This window comes from Marinobacter flavimaris, from assembly GCF_002933295.1.
Taxonomy (GTDB): Bacteria; Pseudomonadota; Gammaproteobacteria; order Pseudomonadales; family Oleiphilaceae; genus Marinobacter; species Marinobacter flavimaris.
Genome location: NZ_PSSW01000003.1, coordinates 179,453 through 198,530, shown reverse-complemented (window position 1 = coordinate 198,530; position 19,078 = coordinate 179,453). Strand labels below are relative to the sequence as shown.

Sequence of the window (19,078 nt, the reverse complement as noted above, 5' to 3'; positions counted from 1 at the left end):
ATCAGAACGCCGGAACAACGGCACCCTCATACTTTTCCATGATGAAGTCGCGAACCGCATCAGACTTCAGAGCCGCAGCCAGTTTCTGCATAGCCTCGCTGTCCTTGTTGTCCGGACGGGCGACCAGAATGTTCACATAAGGTGACTCGGAGCCCTCGATCACCAGCGCGTCTTCAGACGGGTTCAGACCGGCTTCCAGCGCATAGTTGGTATTGATCAGCGCCAGGTCGACCTGGTTCAGGATACGGGGCAGGGTGGCAGCTTCCAGTTCCTTGAAGTCGAGATCTTTCGGGTTATCGGCGATATCACGGGGTGTTGCAGTGATCTTGCTCTCGTCTTTCAGGGTGATAACGCCGGCCTTCTGCAGGAGCAGCAGCGCACGGCCACCGTTGGTGGGGTCGTTCGGAATGGCAACCACCGCACCTTCTTTCAGCTCGTCCAGCGAATCAATCTTGCTGGAGTAGGCGCCAAACGGCTCAACGTGAACGCCGGTCACAGTTACCAGGTTGGTACCACGGCCTTCATTGAATTCATCCAGGTACGGCTGGTGCTGGAAGAAGTTGGCGTCCATCCGCTTCTGGTCCACCTGGATATTCGGCTGGATGTAATCAGTGAATACCTTCACGTCCAGTTCCACGCCCTGCTCGGCCAGCTGAGGCTTCACGAATTCCAAAATCTCGGCATGAGGCACGGGAGTAGCGGCAACAGAGAGCTCTTCGGCAGCGACGGCGCCGGAGAAAGTAGCTGCGGCAGCCAGTGCTGCGAGTGTTTTCTTCAAATTCATAAATCAATTCTCCTGTTAACAGTTAGAAAAAATCTTGCTGGCTCACCTGAGAAGCCTGGGCCGCTGGCGGGGAAGCCCTTCCGAAAACGTGGAGCGCCAGGGATGGCGCGACCGAGCCCTACAGGGACGTATTTACGGGCGTTTTTCGGAAGGGCTTCCCCGCCAGTGGCTTGCACCAAGGCAAGCCTATTTGCGGCTGAAGTACAGAACCAGACGGTCGCCGACCATCTGCAGCACCTGTACGAAAATAACCAGTAGCGCGACTGTAATGACCATTACGTCGGTCTGGAATCGTTGATAGCCGAAGCGGATCGCCAGATCGCCGAGGCCGCCGCCACCGATTACGCCGGACATGGCCGCGTAGGACACCAGCGTTATTGCAGTTACAGTGATCCCGGCGATGATGCCCGGAAGCGCTTCTGGTAACAGGGCACCGAAGATAATTTGTTTCACGCTGGCGCCCATGGCCTGGGTGGCTTCGATGATGCCTCTGTCCACTTCCCTGAGGGAGGTTTCAACCAAACGGGCGAAGAACGGTGCACCGCCAGCAACCAATGGCGGAATCGCTCCGGCGACGCCCAGCGACGTGCCGATCAGCATTACGGTGAAGGGGATCATTACGATCAGCAGGATGATGAATGGCACCGAACGGAGCACGTTCACCACGAACGACAGCACCGCATAGGCCACCGGCTGTTCCAGCAGCTGGCGTTTGCCGAACAGGAACAGAAGAACGCCGATGGGTAGGCCGATCAGGACGCTGAACAGCAGGGACATACCCACCATCACCAGGGTATCCCAGCTGGCCCAGCCAATTTCGGTCCAGTCTACATTGCTTAACAGGTCTTCCATCAGCGCAGCACCTCCACGTGAACGTCGGCAGCCTTGAGCGCCTGCATGGCCACCTCGAGATCACCGCCCACCAGTGACAGGGTCAGCTGGCCGTAGGGTGTGTCCTTGATGTGGTCGATTCGGCCGGAAAGAATGCTGAAATCCACGCCGGACTCCCGGGCAACGCTGCCCAGCAGCGGTTTATAGGTGGATTCGCCCTTGAAGGTCAGGCGGAGGATCCGGCCGCTGGCCTTGCTCAGGTCCTCCTGGAGTTCGTCCCGGTCAATGCTTTCGCTCTCGAAGACAAAGTCTCGTGTGGTCGGGTGCTTCGGGTGCAGGAACACCTCGCTGACCGGGCCCATTTCGACCACTTCACCAGCGTCCATCACTGCCACGCGATCGCAGACCCGGCGCACCACGTCCATTTCGTGGGTGATCAGTACGATGGTCAGGCCCAGTTCCCGGTTGATGTCAGCCAGCAGCTTCAGCACCGACTGGGTGGTTTGCGGGTCGAGGGCGCTGGTGGCTTCGTCGCATAGCAGGATCGTGGGCCGGCAGGCCAGGGCGCGGGCAATGCCCACTCGCTGTTTCTGGCCGCCGGAAAGCTGCGATGGGTATTTGTTGGCGTGATCGGTAAGGCTGACCCGGGCCAGCAGTTCCTCAACCCGATCCCGGATCTCGGCCTTCGAGTAGATGCCCGCCAGCTTCATCGGGAAGGCAATGTTGTCCGCCACCGTTTTCGACGAGAGCAGGTTGAAGTGCTGGAAGATCATTCCCACCTTGCGGCGAAAGGCGCGGAGTTCGGCAGCGTCGTAGTCGGTGATGTTCTCGTCGTCGATCAGAATACGGCCGCCGGTGGGTGGTTCCAGCAGGTTGATCAGACGCACCAGCGTCGATTTACCGGCGCCGGAATGGCCAACGATGCCGAATACCTCGCCGGTTTCAATGGTCATATCGGTGGGATGAAGCGCGGGGATCGCCCGGCCGCCTACCTGATACGACTTCTGTACCTGGTCAAATACAATCACGGTCAGCGCCTTGTGGGTGCAGCGTTAAAAACCGGCGATTATAGCCCATTCGGTTGGCAAACCCGAATTCCTAAATGATTCTCAGTGTGGGTAGATATCCCTACACAAACGGTTACCTGACATCCGCCACAGCCCTGAACTAAACTTGGATGTCATAAGAACCTTAATTTCCCTCCGTTTCGAGAGCCGCGCCACCCAGAGATGCCAAAACGTGACCATTGAAAAACAGCCAACGCCCTCACGGATGAACTCCACCCAGGCATGGGTCACTTATCTCAGCAAGGTCGAGCTGCCGGTTCTGGCCAACACTCTCAAGCGTATCAATGAGTTGACGGACAGCCGGAACAGCACGGTTAACGAACTGGCCAACGTCATCCTCAACGATGCCCAGCTCACCTCCCAGGTGCTGAGACTGTCCAACACCGTGTTCTACAACCAGACGCGGACGCAGGTCAGCACGGTCAGCCGGGCTATTACCCTGATCGGCTTCGATGCCGTGAAATCCATGGCCATTTCCTCGCTGATCGTCGACGCGCTCCTGAAACGCAACGACCGCCCGCACCTCTTGCGCTGCCTGGCACGAGCCATTCACGCCGCGGTTCAGGCCCGGAGTCTGATGCCCAAACGGAATGAAACGGCCCTGGAAGAGGTTTTTATCGGCGCCTTGCTGATGAACATCGGCGAGCTGGCGTTCTGGTCCTGCGAGACACAACAGGCGATGGAACTCGAGGAACGACTGCGGCTTGAGGAATCGCCGGTTGAGGCCCAGAAAGCCGTTCTGCACTCAACGTTTACCGAAATCACCCGCGGTCTTGTGGAGGCCTGGTCCCTCGGGCCATTTATCAGGGATGTTGTGTCTCCGGGTCAGGCCAATTCCATGGCTTCTAGCCTGGTGCGGAATTCCGTGGAAATGGCCCGACTGTCGGAACAGGGCTGGAGCGGTCCGGAAATGGATAAGCTACTCGAACGCCTGGGCAAGGACATTGGCGAGAGCCCGGCCGTGGTTCGCGACCGGCTCAAGGTAAACGCCTCGGAGGCGACTCGGGTGGCAGTCTCCCTCGGCATCCCCCAGGTAACCGCCATGATGCCGGGCGCCGAAGGCAAGGCCGGCGACAGCGGGGCGACGGCTCCGGAAATGGACCCGGAACTTCAGCTGGAAATTCTGCGTGAATTGAGCCATTGCCTGGCGGAGAAACCGGACATCAACGAAGTATGCCAGTTGATCATTGAGGGCATCCACAGGGCTGTCGGTATGCAGCGAGTCGCTCTGCTGATGAGTGACCGAACCGGCAACGAACTGGTGCCCCGAAAGCTCGGAGGCCGCGGCACCGAAGAATGGCGACAGCATTTTGTAATCCGTAAGGATGGCAGCGGGCCACTGGGCTCGCTTCTGCCCCATGCCCATTGCAGCATCTACGAACCCAAACGGAACTCGGAAGGCGTACCTTACGATCAGTGGCTTGGCAAAGTGCCGGCGCTTATCGGGCCGATCAAGGCGAATGGTCGTCTGATCGGCCTGTTTTACGCGGACAATGCAGCCGGCGCTTACCTACCCTCAAAAGAGCAGTTATCAGCGTTTGGCCACTTTATCCAGAATGCGCAGCTCTGCCTGAGCCTGATCTCTACACATTAACGCTCGTTCACAGCTCGTAGAGCTTGGTGACGTGCAGAATCGGCCCGGTTGGAGCCCCAGTCGGTGAGCCACCTTCGGGTTCGAGACTGATCGCAAGGGTCCGGCTGCCGCTCAATGAGCTCTGAGCTTCATCCGACAGCCCCACCTGGTGAGTTTCACTCGCCGGCAGGACCCCTAGCGAAAGAGGCCGCCCCTCCTCTGGTACAACCCAGAGCTCATAATCCTTACCGGACTCCGCGGAGCCTGCGGCAACAGCGCGCAATTTCAGCAGGTTGCCACGATCCGTCTCACTTAACAGCCACAGCGGGTCGCCAAGTTCGGCCTCGATGATCGCCCCGGCTAACATGGGCCTTTCTGGAACGGGAGACGGCTGTAAAACTAACAGAACGGCGAAAAAGACCGCCGCTGCGGTTGCCGTCAATCCCCAGCCTGGCCAAAACCATCCGGCTCTTGAGGAAACCGGGGCTTTCGGTTTGGAGTGTTCGGGCCACAACCGTTGCTGGATGCCCGACCAGATGCTTGGCGGGGGCGTCTCCGGGATGGCGATCGTCGACAGGGCGCCGAGCTGCTGCTCCCAGAACCAGACTTCCTGACGAACCCGACCGGATTCCATCATCCATCCCTCGAAGCGGAGGCGAGCAGGGCCTTTCAAAGAACCCAGAACATATTCCGCCGCAAGAATCTCTACGCGCTCGGGTGTTTTTTTCATCGCTCAAGACACCTCTTCAATGCCATAAGCCCCCTTCGAATCCAGCTTTTCACCGTCCCAACGGGTGAGCTCAGGGTTTTCGACAGCTCATCGTGAGTGAAACCCCGGTAGTAGGCGAGCAGAATGCTGTCACGCTGAACATCACTGAGCTCTTCAAGGCACCCCGTGAGCTGGGCCGACCCGGAGATCCGCAAGGAGTCATCCAGAGGTCCACCACGGTTGTCCTCAACCTTGTCAAGGTGCTCATCTCCGGTCGTCTGCCGTACTTTGCGGGCTCGCATCAGGTCCAGGGTCCGGTAGCGCGCAATGGTCATCATCCAACCGAGCGGCGCACCCCTGTCCCGATGGTACTCGCCCGCGTGATGCCAGATCTGAATAAAGCTCTCCTGCATTGCTTCCTCGGCCAGCTCACGATGGTTTGCCAGCTTGATGCAAAGGCCGAACATCCTCGCCGCGACCTTGCTATAGAGTTCTTGAAACGCTTTCCGGTCCTTCCTTGCCACTGACCGCAGCAAGCGCATCAACTCGTCCTGATTCACCTCGGCATAAGCCATAAACACCCTCATTTTTCTGGTAACTGCAAAAGGTACGAGCGCGGGAACGCGGAAGTTGCGTGTCTACCAAGAAAGTTTTTTTGCAACAGCTGCAACTTTTGACGTCCACCACCCGTTCCTTCCCCCGACGCACCCAAACACAGAGAGGAAAACAACATGAAAACAATTCTGAAGCGGTCCAGCCTCGCTATCGCCGTGGCCGGAACCTGCCTCGCCACCGGCCTGGCCCAGGCTTCGAGTCACCGTGAAGCGCCCTTCATCACAGAAATCCCGAAAGTCGATGGCACCGACTTCTACATGTTTCGGAGCTACGAGTCCGGCAGGGCGGATTTTGTGACCCTTATTGCCAATTACCTGCCTCTGCAGGACGCCTATGGCGGTCCCAACTATTTTGATCTGGACGACGATGCCATCTATGAGATTCACGTCGACAACGACGGCGATGCCGTTGAGGATCTGACGTTCCGTTTTCAGCTGGAAGATAGCCTGAACGATATTCAGTTGCCGGTCGGGCCGGATGGCGACCAGCGGATGGTGTCTGTACCCCTCAAGAACATTGGCGACGCAAGTGACGCCGGCAACGTTCAGTTGCGACAAACCTACTCGGTGGACGTCATTTCCGGCGATCGCCGCACGGGCGCCGTGCAAGCCGCCACCAACGTGAACACGGGCACTGAAACTTTCGATAAACCGTTGGACAACATAGGTGCAAAGTCCTTTGGTGATTACGCCAGTTACGCCGGCCAGCACGTGTTTGATATCGCCATTCCCGGCTGCGGCACCAACGGTCGTGTGTTTGTCGGCCAGCGCCAGGAGGCGTTTGCGGTAAACCTGGGCGAAATTTTCGACCTGGTGAACACCAACCCCCTGGGCGCCCGGGATGGAGAAGGTCCCGGTGATCTGGCCGACAAGAACGTGACCTCCTTTGCCCTGGAAGTGCCCACCGAGTGCCTGACCGGCACCGCTATGAATTCCAACGGCCAGCCGGTCATTGGTGCCTGGACAACGGCGAGCGTTCGTCAGGCACGCATCATCAATCCTGCCCCCAGTACGGAAAGCCGTGGCGCAACCGTTGAAGGTGGTGCCTACACCCAGGTTTCCCGCCTGGGCATGCCGCTGGTTAACGAAGTGGTTATCGGCCTCAAGGACAAAGACCGTTTCAACGCCAGCGAACCCAAGGACGATGGCCAGTTCGCCACCTATGTTACTCACCCGACACTGCCAGAGCTTCTGGAAGTGCTGTTCCCCGTGACCGCGCCGAACAACTTTCCGCGCAACGATCTGGTCACGGCCTTCCTGACCGGCGTGCCCGGCGTCAATATGCCCGTTGGCGTAACCGCCTCCGAGATGCTGCGACTGACGCCCGCCATTGCGCCAACCCCTCTGGACAGCCAGAACGACCTCGGTGTTCTGGCCGGTGACAACGCCGGCTTCCCGAATGGCCGCCGGCCTTACGATGACACCGTCGACATCGCACTTCGGGTCGCCATGGGTGTACTGGCAGACCCTGCCGATGCGCCCGATGGCAGCCTCGAGTACACAGATGGCGTCCAGTTGGCAGCAGATCCTGCCAGCCTGCCTGCGGACTACGAGTCGTTCCCTTACCTGGCGACACCAATCGCCGGTTCACCCAACGAATAACCGGGAGATGGCTATGAAATTATTCACAAAGCTCACGGCGATCTGCGCGATGGCGCTATTCATGGCCGGCTGCTTCGATGGGTCGAACAGCCGGGCGGAGGCGCCGGCTCCGACCATTGATTTCACGGAGTTTGTTAAAACCCAGTTCGCCCGGACAACCGACGACGCCCAGCCGGCGAACGTCAACGGGATCGACCTGAGTTTCAATGACCAGAACAATCCACAGGCTTTCGATGACCTGCTTCAATAAACCTCCAGGTGGCCGGTTTTCCCGTTGTCTCGGGCCGGTCTTTTCCTTGCCTGCCCTTCGGGGCAGGCCTTTTTGGTTGATCGCCACATTCGCGGCCTTTCAGGCGCAGGCCGCGCCTGATCCAATTATCACCGACTTCGGGGTTGATCAGATACTGACCGAATTACCCCGCTCTGCTGCCGAGGTCTTCCGGGAGACGGATTCACCCGAGGAGGCCGGGGACCGGCTGCAAATACTGATCACACAAGCCAGAGCCAGTGGCGACCCGAGATATCTGGGGTATGCCCAGACACTGGTCAATCGCTGGCCCGAAGAACAGTTAACCGACCGTCTGCGGGTCCTCCGAGCGACTTTGCGCCAGAGCCTGCATCAATTTGATTCCGCCCGTTCCGATCTTGAACGGGTAATTTCAACCTCTTCGGACACGCAACAACGTATCCAGGCTCGCCTGACCCTGGCCAACCTTGAGCTGGTTCAAGGTCGTTACAAAGAGGCTGAGCAGCATTGTCGGGCACTTCAGTCTGCCTATCCGGGCCTGATAGCCCAGAGCTGCCTGGCTTCCGTGCAGGCGAGGACCGCCGACCCTGAAAAAGCCTATCGGAATCTTGCGTCACAACTCGCCGAGTCGATAAATCGCCAGCCTGCCGATTCCACCAGCCGACTCTGGGCCGAGGGCACTCTCGGGGACATCGCTGCCCAGGCGGGATTGCCTGAGGCCAAAGTGCATTGGCAAAGAGTAGTGAAGGCGACACCGAACGACCTTTATGTCCGGGCCCAGCTCGCGGATTGGCATCTTGGGAAAGGCCATTTCGAGCAGGTTTTGACGCTCACCCAGGGATTCGAGGCCGTTGACACACTCGCCGTAATTCGGGCCATCGCCATGGAGCGCATGGGCCACCCCGACAGTAACGAACTGAACAGTCGTTTACGGCAACGGTTTGAAGAGGCCCGCTGGCGAGGCGCTTTATTGCATGCCAGGGATGTGGCCCGATTCGAGCTGGATATCGAAAACCAGCCGCAAGAGGCGCTGAGACTGGCCATTGAAAACTGGGAAAGTCAGAGGGAGCCGCTGGACACACGACTGTTACTGAGATCGGCCCTCGCCGCAAACGACACAGTCCAATACCAGCGTGTCAGGGACTGGCTCAAAGAGCAGGGGCAGAGCGATGCCCGCTATCCGGAGTTCAAACAATGACGGTCACAGGAAGAATCTGGCTCGCTTTGCTTACGGTGGGGCTGTTAACAGCCAGTGGGATGGCTTCGGGCCACAAGGCAAGCGACAGCTTTCTGTACCTGGACAGCGGCCCGACCGAGCTTCGAATCGATGTTGCACTACGTGACCTCGCGCTGCTGACGAGCATTGATAGCAACGGCAATCGTCAGGTATCGGGTGAGGAACTGCGACAGGCAAGACCCGAGATCACGCGAACCGTGGAATCTGCCCTGAGCTTTTCGAACAGCAGTGGCAACTGCGGTCTGGCCGGCAGGAAATGGGGCATCAGCGAGCACAGTGACGGATTCTATTCCGCCGCCCGTTACGCTATCCAGTGCCCCGATGGTGAGCCGCCGAGAGCGCTTGAGTACAACCTGCTGTTTGAACAGGATGCACTGCATCGGGGCCTGGTGAGCCTTGACGATGATGGGCAGAAACGTCTGACCGTACTGGGGCCCGATTCCCGAACGCTGGATCTGACAGGCACGGACACCCCGGGCTATTTCGGTGTGTTTACCACCTTCGTTTACGAGGGCGTTATCCACCTACTTATCGGCCTGGACCACATCCTGTTTCTGCTGGTTCTGGTCATTCCGGCAACGCTGTCCACTGCCAAAAACCAGGCATCCAGCGGCCAGTTACGAGCCTTGCGGGGCCGTCTGCTTGAACTGGCCGGCATTATCACGGCCTTTACCTTGGCGCACTCCATCACGCTGGCGCTGGCCGCCCTCGATATCGTTTCACTGCCCATCGCATGGGTGGAAACGTTTATCGCGCTTTCCATTGGCTTGGCAGCATTGAACGTGGCCTGGCCGATTCTTGGGCGCAAAACCTGGAAGCTCGCGTTCGGATTCGGTCTGGTGCACGGTTTTGGCTTCGCCAGTGTTCTGGGCGATCTCACCAGTGGCGTATCCGGGCTGGCGGTGTCGCTGGCAGGTTTCAACCTCGGTGTGGAAATCGGTCAGCTGGCGCTGCTGGTGGTGGGATTCCCGGTGCTGTATTACCTTGGTAAAAATCGGATGTATCAAAAGGGCGCCGTGCCAGTGATGCTGGCAGGCATAGGTGCTATCAGCCTGTTCTGGGTTGTCCAGCGCGCGCCCCTGTTCTGAGCGCGCACCGGATCACCCCTAGTGCAGAGCCCGCATTTGACGCGGGTAGAGCGCTGCGCTGACTTCCGGCTCTTCCAGCAGGTCGGCCAGCTCGCGATCCACGGTGGTCTCTTCACCTTCTTCCGGCAGTGGCTCGAACAGGGTGCTCAGCCAGGAGGCAACCGAAGGCGCTTCGTCCCGCGTGTAATCGGTGGACAGCGCCTTGATCCGGCGAAAGCCGATGATGCGCTGGTGTTTGGGGTCCCGAATCTGCTCAAACCCCCGCCAGTAAACGTGGTCCCTGGTGTGCAGCTGCACGAACAGGGTGTCTATAGGTCCGTCTGAATCGTCAGAGCCTTCAGATTCCTCCGCAAGGGTTTCGGGAGCCGACTCGGCCTCCACTTCAGGTTTCTTGTGACGGATGGTGGTCCAGGCCGGGTAGAGCACGGCCACAGCATCCGCTTCCACATGCTCGCGGGCGGCGCGGAGGATCAAACCCCAGCGGGCCTTATCGGCATCGGTTTCAAGGGAATTGATGGGCAAGTCGTAGCTTTGTTCGCTGGACAGAACGATAGCCATCATCGGGGCGTCTAACTCCCCCATGGCCTCGGCCTGTGCTACTGATACCAGTTCATCGATTGCCATCGGTTGGTTCATAATACGCTCGCCTCCTCGATGCCATCAGGATCTATCAGGAAGAAGGGGTCTTCCTGACTAACAGCATAGCCTGTTCCGGCTACAAAGATAAACGTGGAGTTTCCCCAGCCGGATCACAACCCCGGCTAACTCAAAACGCGTCCTCAAGTTTTTCATAGTTGCTGAACCACGGGTTAGCCTCCTCCAGTTGGCCCGCCAACTGAAGCAGGGTCGCTTCGGCGCCGTGGGGCCCGCCGAACTGGACACCCACCGGCAAACCTTCGGCAGTCCAGTGCATTGGCGCAGACATGGCTGGCGTCCCGGTGAGGTTGGCCAACTGGGTAAAGGGTGTTCGCGCCAGGCTTTCCAGAGCCATCTGATCCACCTGTCCAGAGCGGTGCACCAGCTTACCGGCCTTGAACTTCAGCATCAGGCGGGCAGCAAATTTCAGATGGGCCGGCGTTTCCAGTTCTCCAATCGCTGCAGGTAACTGCCCGGTGGTGGGGCTGAGGTATAAATCGTAACTCCCGAAGAACGCGCCCAGCGCCCTGGCAAATTCGTTCCACTGCTGGCGGCGGCGGACATAATCGGAGAGCGGCATGGTCTCTCCAAGCATGCCGATCAGCCGGGTATCCAGCTCGAAATCGCTGTCGGTGGCGCCGAACTGCTCTTTCGCCTTCGCCATCAGCGCCGACACTTCGCCGAAATACAGGCCCAGATAGCAACGGGCCAGGGCCATGCCGTCAAACTCCGGCGCTGCGTATTCAACCTTGTGTCCGAGATTCTCAAGAACCCGTGCGGTTTCCTCGACGGCAGAAACGCACTCAGGGGCCACCTCAGTGCTGTAAGGCGAGGAGGTAAACACACCGATTCTGAGGCTGCCCGGAGACCGCTGCATCAGCTCTGCGTAGGCGGCAGACGGCGCAGGAATTTTGAACGGATCGCCTGGCGCCGGCCCGTTGAGCACATCCAGCATCGCCGCGCTGTCCCTGACCGTTCGGGTCACCACATGGTCGGTAGAGGCCCCGGTCCAGGCCTCGCCCATGAAGGGCCCTGAGGAAATGCGACCGCGGGACGGTTTCAGACCGAACAGACCATTGTAAGCCGCCGGAATGCGGATGGAGCCGCCGCCGTCGTTGGCGCCCGCCATGGGCACGATACCGGCCGCGACCGCCGCACCGGAGCCGCCGCTGGAGCCCCCCGGTGTAAGCTCCGTATTCCAGGGGTTACGGGTTGGCCCCCAGAGCTCAGACTCGGTAACCGCTTTCAGGCCAAACTCCGGGGTGGCAGTTCGCCCCAGGAAAACCAGACCGCCGTCCCGGGCCCGTCGGACAAACTCCGAGTCCTGGGGCGCAATATTCTTTTTCATGCCGCGACTGCCATAGGTGCACGGATGCCCCGCCTGTTCCTGGGCGAGGTCCTTGAGCAACAGAGGAACGCCGGCAAAAACAGCCTGCTCGGGAAAGCGCTGCGCTGGCGCTTCGGAAAACTGCGGATAGCAGATCGCATTAAGCGCGCCGTTCACGCGGGTTGCCCGTTCCACGGCCGCCTCGCATACTTCCCTTGAAGTGACCTCGCCCCGACGGACAAGATCAGCAAGGGCAGTAGCATCGTAACGAAGGTATTCAGATTGCTTCATGGCAGGTTCCATTTGTTATTCTGTTCTGAGGAAAGTCGCGGGGCTAACGTCTATGATCAGATTTCTCAATAGCTTACGCCAGCTTGCCGTGATTTTCATCCTGGCAGCGCCGGTTGTGGTATCCGCCCAGGAGACCCAGACGGCAACCAGTGACGACAGCGACTGGACCCGCATTGTCCGCACATCGCCCTATTGGGTCAGCCAGGGGGTGTTTGAAAACATTCTCACCATCCGGCGCTGGGTGTTGAAGGAATCCGGCTATTGCGCCAGTGCTGATCGCCACGTTCTGTACGACATGCGTGGCCGGTTTCTGGCCTGGATCAGTGACGGTGACGACCGTGAAGCCACCCAGCGACTGCTGAACGCAACCCGAAAATCATTGTATGAGAATGGCAAGGTGGAAGACTGGGTTGCCGGAGAGACCGGCCAGACAGGCTACCCGTTCGCCCTTTCCTGCGACCAGCCCCATGTAAACGTTGATGAAGCCGTTGCCCGTTATCTTGGCACCCTGCCGGCAGACCGGATCTGGGGCGCCTGGGACGACCTCAACTTTGCCGACAGTAGTGCGCCGGAAAGCCTGCATGACGCGCTGATCTACGTATACGAACACCGCAGCAACCAGAACCGCCTGACCCTGCCCCAGGCCTTGCCCCGATATCTGGCCGGCCAGATCCTGATTGAAAGTGGAGCGCGGGCAAGAGCCCATTCCCGGGCCAACGCCAGGGGCATCCTGCAGCTGTCACCCGCCGCACTCTCTGACTGCGAGATTGCCCCCGACAATTTCTGGCACCGACTGGCACAGATAGACTGCGCCCTGCGCCTGATGAATCAGAATGCCCGCAATCTGGCACCGGTTTTCCAGCAACGGTTCGGCCATCTGCCGGATGCCAAAAGGGACCGCTTGTTCACCCTGCTGCTGGTTCAGGCGTATCATGGCGGCGCAGGACGGGTCCAGGCGCTGCTGGACGATCCGGTGCTGGCACAGCCAGCGGAATATTTTGCCGCCAACCACGAACGCTTCACCGCCGGTGATATTGCCTTCGGCCTGATTTTTCACAACCTTGGGCGGGACCGGCTCGGTCTTGCCTCGCTCTATTATGTGGCCGATGTTCAGCTGGCAACCGAGGCCCTGTGTCGCACGGCCAAACTGAAATCAACGGAATTCTGTGAATGGAAGTACTCAACCAACTGATACCCGAAAGCCTGAGCCTTCCAGTCGCCGTTTTCCTGCTCGCCAGCTCCACCATTACCTCGATGATCACCGCCAGCCTCGGCGCCGGTGGCGGCGTTCTGCTGCTGGTGTTGATGGCCAGCTGGATGCCGCCGGCAGCCATTATCCCGGTTCACGGCATGATCCAGTTGGGTTCCAATGTTGGTCGGGCGGCACTGACCTGGCGGCATGTGGACTGGCGAGTGATCGCAGCGTTTCTGCCCGGCGTGATTGCAGGGGCGGCGTTGGGGGCCTGGTTACTGGTGAATCTCCCGGCCCATATCTGGCAGCTGACCATCGCGCTTTTCGTTCTCTACCTGTGCTGGGGACCGGCGTTGCCCAAGGGTGCATTCGGCGCCCCCGGCGTGTTTCTGGCATCGGCACTGACCAGTTTTATCAGTCTGTTCGTGGGCGCCACCGGGCCGCTGGTTGCCGCATTCATCAAGCAGATTCACACCGACCGGTTCAAAACCGTGGCCACCTTCGCCACGGCCATGACGCTGCAGCACGCCCCCAAGGCGCTCGTATTCGGAGCCGCCGGATTCATCTTCTTCGAATGGCTGCCATTCATAATTGCCATGATCATCTGCGGCTTTGCCGGCACCTGGCTCGGACTCCATGTACTGAAGTCCCTGAGCAACCATAAGTTCACACTGATCTTTAATATCGTGCTGACCGCGCTGGCCATTCGTCTGCTGTGGCAGGCCAGTGTCTCAGCCGGCTGGTGGTGACGGGACGACGACAACCGTATTGCGCCCCCGGGATTTGGCGATGTAGCTACCCTCATCGGCCCGTGCCATGACCTCTCTCGGGCCGCTATCTTCCGGTGTCAGTTCCGTGAGCCCAATGCTCGTGGTGACACCGAAGGACCCGCCGTCATGTTCGATCCGAAGCGCTTCAACATCGGCGCGAATCCGTTCCGCCAGTGCCTGGGCCCTGGCCATGCCACAAGCCGGTAGAATAATACCGAACTCATCCCCACCCAGTCTGGCCACGGTATCGGACTGGCGAACCGATTCCTTGAACAGTTCGGCGAGCCGTTTAAGCAGATCGTCGCCGAGCAGGTGGCCGCCCTCATCATTGACCGGTTTGAAGTAGTCCAGGTCAATGAGCATCAACACCGAACGTGCTTCCTGGCGCCCGGCCTCGCCCAGGCAACGGACCAGCGACGCATTGAACGCGCGCCGATTCAGCAAATGGGTCAGGCTGTCGTGGGTCGCCTCCCAGGACAGCCGTTCTTCCTGACGACGGCGATCGCTGTCGTCCCTCAGCACGAAAACCAGACGCTCATCCTCTCGCCCCTGGCGAATGTGCAGCATGGTGAGGTCTATGGGGAAGGGAACGCCCAATGAGTTCCGCAAGGTGACGTAAAGGCTGTCCAGGTCATCCCCGGACAGGAACTCCTGTGCCGTCAGTTCCCGCTCTTCCGTCTCGATGGTAACCAACTGGAAGAAGTTTCTAAGCACGCACTCGCCCTCAATGCCCAGCAGGCGGCAGGCAGCATCGTTGGCAAACCGGATAACCCCCTCGACATCGACCATCAGGACGCCTTCCTGAAGAACGCGGAGTATGGTTTCCGCGCGCTGCTGCTCGGTCTTGAGTGCCTCTTCCACTTCCAGCTCATGGGATATATCGCGAACGACCGTGATGGTGCCGAGAGCCTTTTCAGGCGTCTGGATTGCCGCCGTCATCACATCGGCCCAGATCACCCGATCCGGAGCCGCCAGTCTCAACCGGCCCCGGAAAACGCTCTGGCTCCTGATCGCATTCTTCCAACCGGCAATCGCCTCCTGCCGGTCGGCATTGTCCACACGATCGGCCAGGTAACTGTATGTGAGATCTTCCGCCGGTTTGCCGACGATCGCCTCGAAAGCCGGGTTGGCAAACTCGATACGGCCCAGGACGTCGGTCTGGACAATACCGATGGGCGCACTCTGGGTAAGGGAACGGAAAAATGCCTCTCTTTCTGCCAGAGACACCAGAACTTCATCACGCTCATCGGTCACCGTGTTAAAGATCTCGGCAACCTGGCGGATTTCCTTACCCCCGGCGACATCCACCGGATCGGAACGCATACCCAGGTGGCGCTCACGGATCTGGATGCCCAATGTCTTGAGCGGCGCCATCAGCCGCCGGAAACGCCACAGTGCCACGGGCGCAATCAAGAGGATGACCAGCAGCAGGATCCAAACGAAGGCATCCACCGTGCGTGTAATTGGTGCAAGGGCTTCCCGGGCAGGCCAGGAGGCGGAAACAAACCAGGGCACCTGGGTCAGCTGCTGCACCGACATGATGGTCTTTTCACCATTACTGTTGCGGGTCTCCAAGGTGCCCTCGAACCCCTCCATCGCATCCCGGAGTACAGGATTCGCAACCCGCACCGGCGCCATGGGCTGGTGGTCCCGCTGGTCAACCACCACAAAACCACTGCGGGTTGCCACACCGAGATAGCCGGTCGTTCCTATACGGATGTTAATGAACTGATCCAGAAAATTGTTGCCATCCAGCGCGATGGCACCACCAATCACACCAATGAAACGCTGACGGTGGTCGAAAATCGGCGCAGCCACCATGATGGCCGGCTTTTCCTGATAGTGAGAGATGTAGGGCTCGCTGATCACCGGGGTGAGCGTGGAGGAAATCCGCTGAAAATACTCCCGGTTACTGACATCCAGTCCCGCCTGCCGGTAATCTTCGGGATTCTCGGCTATGACCAGACCGTTTTCATCGATCAGGTAAACCGCATCGAACAGATGCTCCAGGGCTGTTTGGCGGCGGATCAGGATCCGGGCCCTGGTGTTGAGAACATCACCGGACATGGTGAGATTCTGGGCTACGTGGTTGAGTGCCTCCAGTCGCAGGGCCAGCTTGTCGTCCAGCTCCCCCGCAATAAGCGTGGCAATCGTTTCCACCTGGTTACGGGCCTGCTGCTCCAGCTCGGAGCGGCTCAGCAGGAAACCGGCAACGGTTACCAGCAGGGCCGTCAGGATGATCGCAACAACCACCAGGGCCACTGCCCGATTCGCCAGGCTACCCAACCATCTCCTGATCATCATGACTTCCAGGCCCCGCAGCGGGTTAGACAACCGGTAATGATCTGACCTCCGTTTTTTCTTTCTTTTTGCAACTCTTACATTTAACTCAATTCTAACAGAGGGCTTTGTGAAGTCAGGCTACACGCTTGCAAATTCAATGCTAATCGTTATTATTTAGTTCCATTTTTACACATTGAGAACTCTTCGCATGACGGACCTAACTCTGCCCCTGAATGCCGGCCCGATCACCCAACTTATTGATATGGGTGGCCCTGTCATGATTGTTCTGGTGGTGCTTGCCGTCGTTGGCTTCGTTACCTTCGTGTATCTGATGCTTCTCGGGGCCCTCTATGCACCGCGTTTGTCTGGCCGGCTTAAACAAACCGTAATGAACTGGCAGAAGGATCCGGCGTCAGTCCGACCGTCCGAGGTTCGACATCAGGCCGGACGATGGGGGCAGATGAATCCGCTGCAGCGGCTTGTCACCGATACGATTGAGGCCATTCAGAACGGCCAGGATGATCGCCAGATTCGGGAAACCGCCGCGCGGGATGCGCAACATTCTCTCGAGCCGTTCGAGGCACCCCTCAAGATTATTGAAGTCATCGCAGCCCTGGCGCCACTGCTCGGTCTGCTGGGAACCGTGCTCGGCATGATGGAAGCTTTCAGCGCCATGGCGGCTACCGAAGGCCGGGCCAACGCCACTCAGCTCAGTGGCGGCATCTATGAGGCGCTGACCACCACGGCGGCGGGCCTGGTTGTCGCCATACCCTTTGCCGCCCTGGCTGCCTGGATCGAGTTCCGACTGCGGCGCATCCACAAGACCATCAACAGCACCCTGGTTTCAGTTCTGCATATCGTGCCGGAGCAGACTCTGGAGGCCGCAGACACGTCGTACCAGTCTCCGGCGCAACAGCTTGATACAGAGACAGCCAGCGAGGAGCCTGATCGCTATTCAACCGTCCGGGGTCAGCGATTCGCCCATGCAACTGGTTGAACCGAGACCAAGTCGTCCGATTCCGATCCGGATTACGCCTCTGATTGATGTGGTGTTCATACTTCTGGTGTTCTTTATGCTGACCACCCGGCTACTGCCCGTGGATTACCTGGAGCTGGCCAACAACACCTCGAACCGCAGCCCGATCACTGGCGAGCCGCTGCCCGAGCTGACAGTGACTGCCAATGGCAAGGTGCAGTGGCAGGGACAGGCCATGGCCCTCGACCAGCTCATGACCGAGCTGGGCAACGCCGGTATTACCGAAGTAAACCTCGCAACAACCGGCGACACACCGCTGGGAGCCTTCACCCGGGTGCTCAGCAGCCTGGTTGACCAGGGTATCGACAGCCACTGGAAGCGGACGAACGCGACAACACCATGAGCGATCTGGTTCCACCTCCGTTTACCTCCGGCAAAACCTTGATGGAACGTGTGGAAGATGCACTTCTGCCGTTGATCAACCTTGTGTTTCTGCTGCTCATGTTTTTCATTGTTGCCGGCCAACTGACCGATGACCCACTTCCGGAATTGCCTGCCACGCAGCAGGCGGAGGACCGGCAGTCGCCGCACGCGGACATGATTGTCAGTGCCGAGGGCGAGTGGAAAGTGAACGGCGAGCTACTCGACAGGGACTCCCTGGTTGCCAGACTGCCAGAACCTGGCGAAGAGCAGCCCCTGAAAATCGCCGCTGCAGAACGAATCACCATGGCGGACCTGGAGACACTGTTCCGGTTGCTTGAGGAAGCCGGATACAAGGATATTCTGTTGTTGACGGAGCCTGGCCAATGATGCCGCAACAACCGCCCTTCCGGTGGGCACTCTTGCTGCTGGCATTCATGATCACTCTTGTCGCCCTGGTGTTCGCGTCTCCCGAAAAGACGGTGGAGCTCAACACTTTGGGCGAATCCGCGGTCAATACGGCGCCCGCTATTCGCATAAAGCTGGCCGGTGAACCCGCGCCGAAACCCGAAGCTGCGCCAAAGTCAGAACCCGAACCCCAACCGGAACCCAAACCAGAGCCAGAGCCAGAGCCAGAGCCAGAGCCGGAGCCTGAACCTGAACCTGAGCCTGAGCCGAAACCTGAGCCAGCGCCTGAACCTCAGCCGGTAGCGGAACCCACGCCCGAGCCAAAGACCGCCGAAGCGCAAGCACCAAGCGGTGAGCCGGCAGAAACTGCAACGGAGCAACAATCACAGGCGACCGTTCCATTGCAGAACGCTGGCGTCAAATCAGAAGTGGACAATTACCTGTCCAGACTCAGCCGCCACCTTGCCCGGTATTATGAATATCCCCGCCGGGCAAGGCGCCTGGGCCAGGAAGGCACTCCTGTCATTGTGTTCGAATTCCAGAGGGATGGCTCGCTGATCGCCCACAGCCTGAGAACCAGCTCCGGACACCAGCTTCTGGACGAGTCGGCACTGGCCATGCTGGAGCAGGCAGCACCTCTGCCTGAGGTACCCGACGAGATTGCCGGACAAAAATTCCGCTACGCCTTGCCAGTGCGCTTCAGCCTTCGCTGAGCCTCGCCATGGCTGCGCCAGGTTGCAGCAGCCTTAACCATTCACGCACCGATCGGGTGCGTCGGATCAGCAATCGCGTCTTCACCCGCTTCGCGCGACATCCCTCTCAGAACGTTACCCTTTTGATTTATATCCGTTTTCCCCGGCAGACCGCCAAGCTGGCACAGTCTCTGCACCCACTCGGTTAGCGGAACCAATGTCGGTTCTGCTCACAGCGACAGATTCATTCAGACGACGGCGTCTACTCGCACCTGCAAATTGCAGGCACCGGGTACCGCCGTTTTTTTTGGCCGCTTGAAAAGTCCGGCCA

Annotated in this window: 19 protein-coding genes; 11 read left to right on the top strand and 8 right to left on the bottom strand. The window is 59.2% G+C overall.

Annotated features, from left to right (window positions below; genetic code table 11):
- Position 1: 1 nt before the first annotated feature.
- The 3 genes from MDHKLMBL_RS06950 to MDHKLMBL_RS06940 all read right to left on the bottom strand — a co-directional run bounded on the left by MDHKLMBL_RS06950 (position 2) and on the right by MDHKLMBL_RS06940 (position 2,643).
- Positions 2-784: a MetQ/NlpA family ABC transporter substrate-binding protein gene (locus tag MDHKLMBL_RS06950; protein ID WP_053113603.1), complete on the bottom strand. Its 783-nt coding sequence runs from the start codon at positions 782-784 to the stop codon at positions 2-4.
- A gap of 186 nt (positions 785-970) precedes the next feature.
- The gene (locus MDHKLMBL_RS06945) at positions 971-1,636 is read right to left on the bottom strand and encodes a methionine ABC transporter permease (RefSeq protein WP_008176989.1); all 666 of its coding nucleotides are present in this window, start codon (positions 1,634-1,636) and stop codon (positions 971-973) included.
- Positions 1,636-2,643, bottom strand: coding sequence for a methionine ABC transporter ATP-binding protein (locus MDHKLMBL_RS06940; protein WP_104270440.1), 1,008 nt, complete (start codon positions 2,641-2,643; stop codon positions 1,636-1,638). Before MDHKLMBL_RS06940 ends, MDHKLMBL_RS06945 begins: the two co-directional genes overlap by 1 nt.
- Before the next feature lie 211 nt (positions 2,644-2,854).
- On the opposite strand from MDHKLMBL_RS06940, the gene MDHKLMBL_RS06935 reads away from it, so the two are divergent.
- Positions 2,855-4,276 (top strand): HDOD domain-containing protein, encoded by a 1,422-nt coding sequence (locus MDHKLMBL_RS06935; RefSeq protein WP_104270439.1) that lies wholly within the window; start codon positions 2,855-2,857, stop codon positions 4,274-4,276.
- Between the two features lie 7 nt (positions 4,277-4,283).
- Here the strand turns inward: MDHKLMBL_RS06935 and MDHKLMBL_RS06930 are convergent, their stop codons facing one another.
- Together MDHKLMBL_RS06930 and MDHKLMBL_RS06925 are read right to left on the bottom strand one after the other, a co-directional pair.
- Positions 4,284-4,985: an anti-sigma factor gene (locus MDHKLMBL_RS06930; protein ID WP_092033032.1), complete on the bottom strand. Its 702-nt coding sequence runs from the start codon at positions 4,983-4,985 to the stop codon at positions 4,284-4,286.
- A complete protein-coding gene (locus MDHKLMBL_RS06925; protein WP_092033033.1) occupies positions 4,982-5,539 on the bottom strand; it encodes a sigma-70 family RNA polymerase sigma factor in 558 nt (185 codons plus the stop codon). Before MDHKLMBL_RS06925 ends, MDHKLMBL_RS06930 begins: the two co-directional genes overlap by 4 nt.
- A 156-nt stretch (positions 5,540-5,695) precedes the next feature.
- Between MDHKLMBL_RS06925 and MDHKLMBL_RS06920 the strand changes: the two genes are divergently transcribed.
- From MDHKLMBL_RS06920 to MDHKLMBL_RS06905, 4 genes are all read left to right on the top strand, one after another.
- Complete coding sequence (locus tag MDHKLMBL_RS06920; RefSeq protein ID WP_104270438.1) at positions 5,696-7,180, top strand: DUF4331 domain-containing protein; 1,485 nt, start codon at positions 5,696-5,698, stop codon at positions 7,178-7,180.
- 13 nt (positions 7,181-7,193) lie between these two features.
- Positions 7,194-7,430 carry a hypothetical protein gene (locus MDHKLMBL_RS06915; protein ID WP_241956190.1) on the top strand — a complete coding sequence of 79 codons (237 nt, stop codon included), beginning with the start codon at positions 7,194-7,196 and terminating at the stop codon, positions 7,428-7,430.
- 76 nt (positions 7,431-7,506) lie between these two features.
- Positions 7,507-8,625, top strand: coding sequence for a tetratricopeptide repeat protein (locus MDHKLMBL_RS06910; protein ID WP_104270437.1), 1,119 nt, complete (start codon positions 7,507-7,509; stop codon positions 8,623-8,625).
- Positions 8,622-9,752, top strand: a complete 1,131-nt coding sequence (locus tag MDHKLMBL_RS06905) for a HupE/UreJ family protein (RefSeq protein ID WP_241956189.1) — start codon at positions 8,622-8,624, stop codon at positions 9,750-9,752. Before MDHKLMBL_RS06910 ends, MDHKLMBL_RS06905 begins: the two co-directional genes overlap by 4 nt.
- A gap of 18 nt (positions 9,753-9,770) precedes the next feature.
- On the opposite strand, the gene MDHKLMBL_RS06900 is transcribed toward MDHKLMBL_RS06905, so the two are convergent.
- Positions 9,771-10,388, bottom strand: coding sequence for a hypothetical protein (locus tag MDHKLMBL_RS06900; RefSeq protein ID WP_104270436.1), 618 nt, complete (start codon positions 10,386-10,388; stop codon positions 9,771-9,773).
- A gap of 130 nt (positions 10,389-10,518) precedes the next feature.
- Positions 10,519-12,006 (bottom strand): amidase, encoded by a 1,488-nt coding sequence (locus MDHKLMBL_RS06895; RefSeq protein ID WP_241956188.1) that lies wholly within the window; start codon positions 12,004-12,006, stop codon positions 10,519-10,521.
- A 52-nt stretch (positions 12,007-12,058) separates the two neighbouring features.
- Here MDHKLMBL_RS06895 and MDHKLMBL_RS06890 point away from each other — a divergent pair, with 52 nt between their 5' ends.
- Complete coding sequence (locus MDHKLMBL_RS06890; protein WP_104270434.1) at positions 12,059-13,198, top strand: lysozyme family protein; 1,140 nt, start codon at positions 12,059-12,061, stop codon at positions 13,196-13,198.
- The gene (locus MDHKLMBL_RS06885; protein WP_104270433.1) at positions 13,177-13,947 is read left to right on the top strand and encodes a sulfite exporter TauE/SafE family protein; all 771 of its coding nucleotides are present in this window, start codon (positions 13,177-13,179) and stop codon (positions 13,945-13,947) included. The genes MDHKLMBL_RS06890 and MDHKLMBL_RS06885 overlap by 22 nt, the downstream gene beginning before the upstream one ends.
- Here the strand turns inward: MDHKLMBL_RS06885 and MDHKLMBL_RS06880 are convergent.
- Positions 13,930-16,272 carry a sensor domain-containing diguanylate cyclase gene (locus MDHKLMBL_RS06880; protein WP_104270584.1) on the bottom strand — a complete coding sequence of 781 codons (2,343 nt, stop codon included), beginning with the start codon at positions 16,270-16,272 and terminating at the stop codon, positions 13,930-13,932. The two genes, MDHKLMBL_RS06885 and MDHKLMBL_RS06880, sit on opposite strands and share 18 nt — an antisense overlap.
- Before the next feature lie 187 nt (positions 16,273-16,459).
- Between MDHKLMBL_RS06880 and MDHKLMBL_RS06875 the strand changes: the two genes are divergently transcribed.
- Genes MDHKLMBL_RS06875 through MDHKLMBL_RS06860 form a run of 4 tightly spaced genes read left to right on the top strand, consistent with a single transcriptional unit; the run spans position 16,460 to position 18,768 of the window.
- A complete protein-coding gene (locus MDHKLMBL_RS06875) occupies positions 16,460-17,248 on the top strand; it encodes a MotA/TolQ/ExbB proton channel family protein (protein WP_104270432.1) in 789 nt (262 codons plus the stop codon).
- Positions 17,235-17,630 carry an ExbD/TolR family protein gene (locus MDHKLMBL_RS06870; protein WP_008176970.1) on the top strand — a complete coding sequence of 132 codons (396 nt, stop codon included), beginning with the start codon at positions 17,235-17,237 and terminating at the stop codon, positions 17,628-17,630. The genes MDHKLMBL_RS06875 and MDHKLMBL_RS06870 overlap by 14 nt, the downstream gene beginning before the upstream one ends.
- Entirely contained in the window at positions 17,627-18,037 is a 411-nt protein-coding gene (locus MDHKLMBL_RS06865) for an ExbD/TolR family protein (RefSeq protein WP_008176968.1), read from the top strand. The genes MDHKLMBL_RS06870 and MDHKLMBL_RS06865 overlap by 4 nt, the downstream gene beginning before the upstream one ends.
- A complete protein-coding gene (locus MDHKLMBL_RS06860; RefSeq protein ID WP_104270431.1) occupies positions 18,034-18,768 on the top strand; it encodes an energy transducer TonB in 735 nt (244 codons plus the stop codon). The genes MDHKLMBL_RS06865 and MDHKLMBL_RS06860 overlap by 4 nt, the downstream gene beginning before the upstream one ends.
- Positions 18,769-19,078 lie beyond the last annotated feature (310 nt).

Coding starts and splice junctions, on each gene's coding strand:
- MDHKLMBL_RS06950 (WP_053113603.1), bottom strand. CDS start 784: ATGAATTTGAAGAAAACACTCGCAGCACTGGCTGCCGCAGCTACTTTC.
- MDHKLMBL_RS06945 (WP_008176989.1), bottom strand. CDS start 1,636: ATGGAAGACCTGTTAAGCAATGTAGACTGGACCGAAATTGGCTGGGCC.
- MDHKLMBL_RS06930 (WP_092033032.1), bottom strand. CDS start 4,985: ATGAAAAAAACACCCGAGCGCGTAGAGATTCTTGCGGCGGAATATGTT.
- MDHKLMBL_RS06925 (WP_092033033.1), bottom strand. CDS start 5,539: ATGGCTTATGCCGAGGTGAATCAGGACGAGTTGATGCGCTTGCTGCGG.
- MDHKLMBL_RS06920 (WP_104270438.1), top strand. CDS start 5,696: ATGAAAACAATTCTGAAGCGGTCCAGCCTCGCTATCGCCGTGGCCGGA.
- MDHKLMBL_RS06915 (WP_241956190.1), top strand. CDS start 7,194: ATGAAATTATTCACAAAGCTCACGGCGATCTGCGCGATGGCGCTATTC.
- MDHKLMBL_RS06905 (WP_241956189.1), top strand. CDS start 8,622: ATGACGGTCACAGGAAGAATCTGGCTCGCTTTGCTTACGGTGGGGCTG.
- MDHKLMBL_RS06900 (WP_104270436.1), bottom strand. CDS start 10,388: ATGAACCAACCGATGGCAATCGATGAACTGGTATCAGTAGCACAGGCC.
- MDHKLMBL_RS06895 (WP_241956188.1), bottom strand. CDS start 12,006: ATGAAGCAATCTGAATACCTTCGTTACGATGCTACTGCCCTTGCTGAT.
- MDHKLMBL_RS06890 (WP_104270434.1), top strand. CDS start 12,059: ATGATCAGATTTCTCAATAGCTTACGCCAGCTTGCCGTGATTTTCATC.
- MDHKLMBL_RS06885 (WP_104270433.1), top strand. CDS start 13,177: ATGGAAGTACTCAACCAACTGATACCCGAAAGCCTGAGCCTTCCAGTC.
- MDHKLMBL_RS06880 (WP_104270584.1), bottom strand. CDS start 16,272: ATGATGATCAGGAGATGGTTGGGTAGCCTGGCGAATCGGGCAGTGGCC.
- MDHKLMBL_RS06875 (WP_104270432.1), top strand. CDS start 16,460: ATGACGGACCTAACTCTGCCCCTGAATGCCGGCCCGATCACCCAACTT.
- MDHKLMBL_RS06870 (WP_008176970.1), top strand. CDS start 17,235: ATGCAACTGGTTGAACCGAGACCAAGTCGTCCGATTCCGATCCGGATT.
- MDHKLMBL_RS06865 (WP_008176968.1), top strand. CDS start 17,627: ATGAGCGATCTGGTTCCACCTCCGTTTACCTCCGGCAAAACCTTGATG.
- MDHKLMBL_RS06860 (WP_104270431.1), top strand. CDS start 18,034: ATGATGCCGCAACAACCGCCCTTCCGGTGGGCACTCTTGCTGCTGGCA.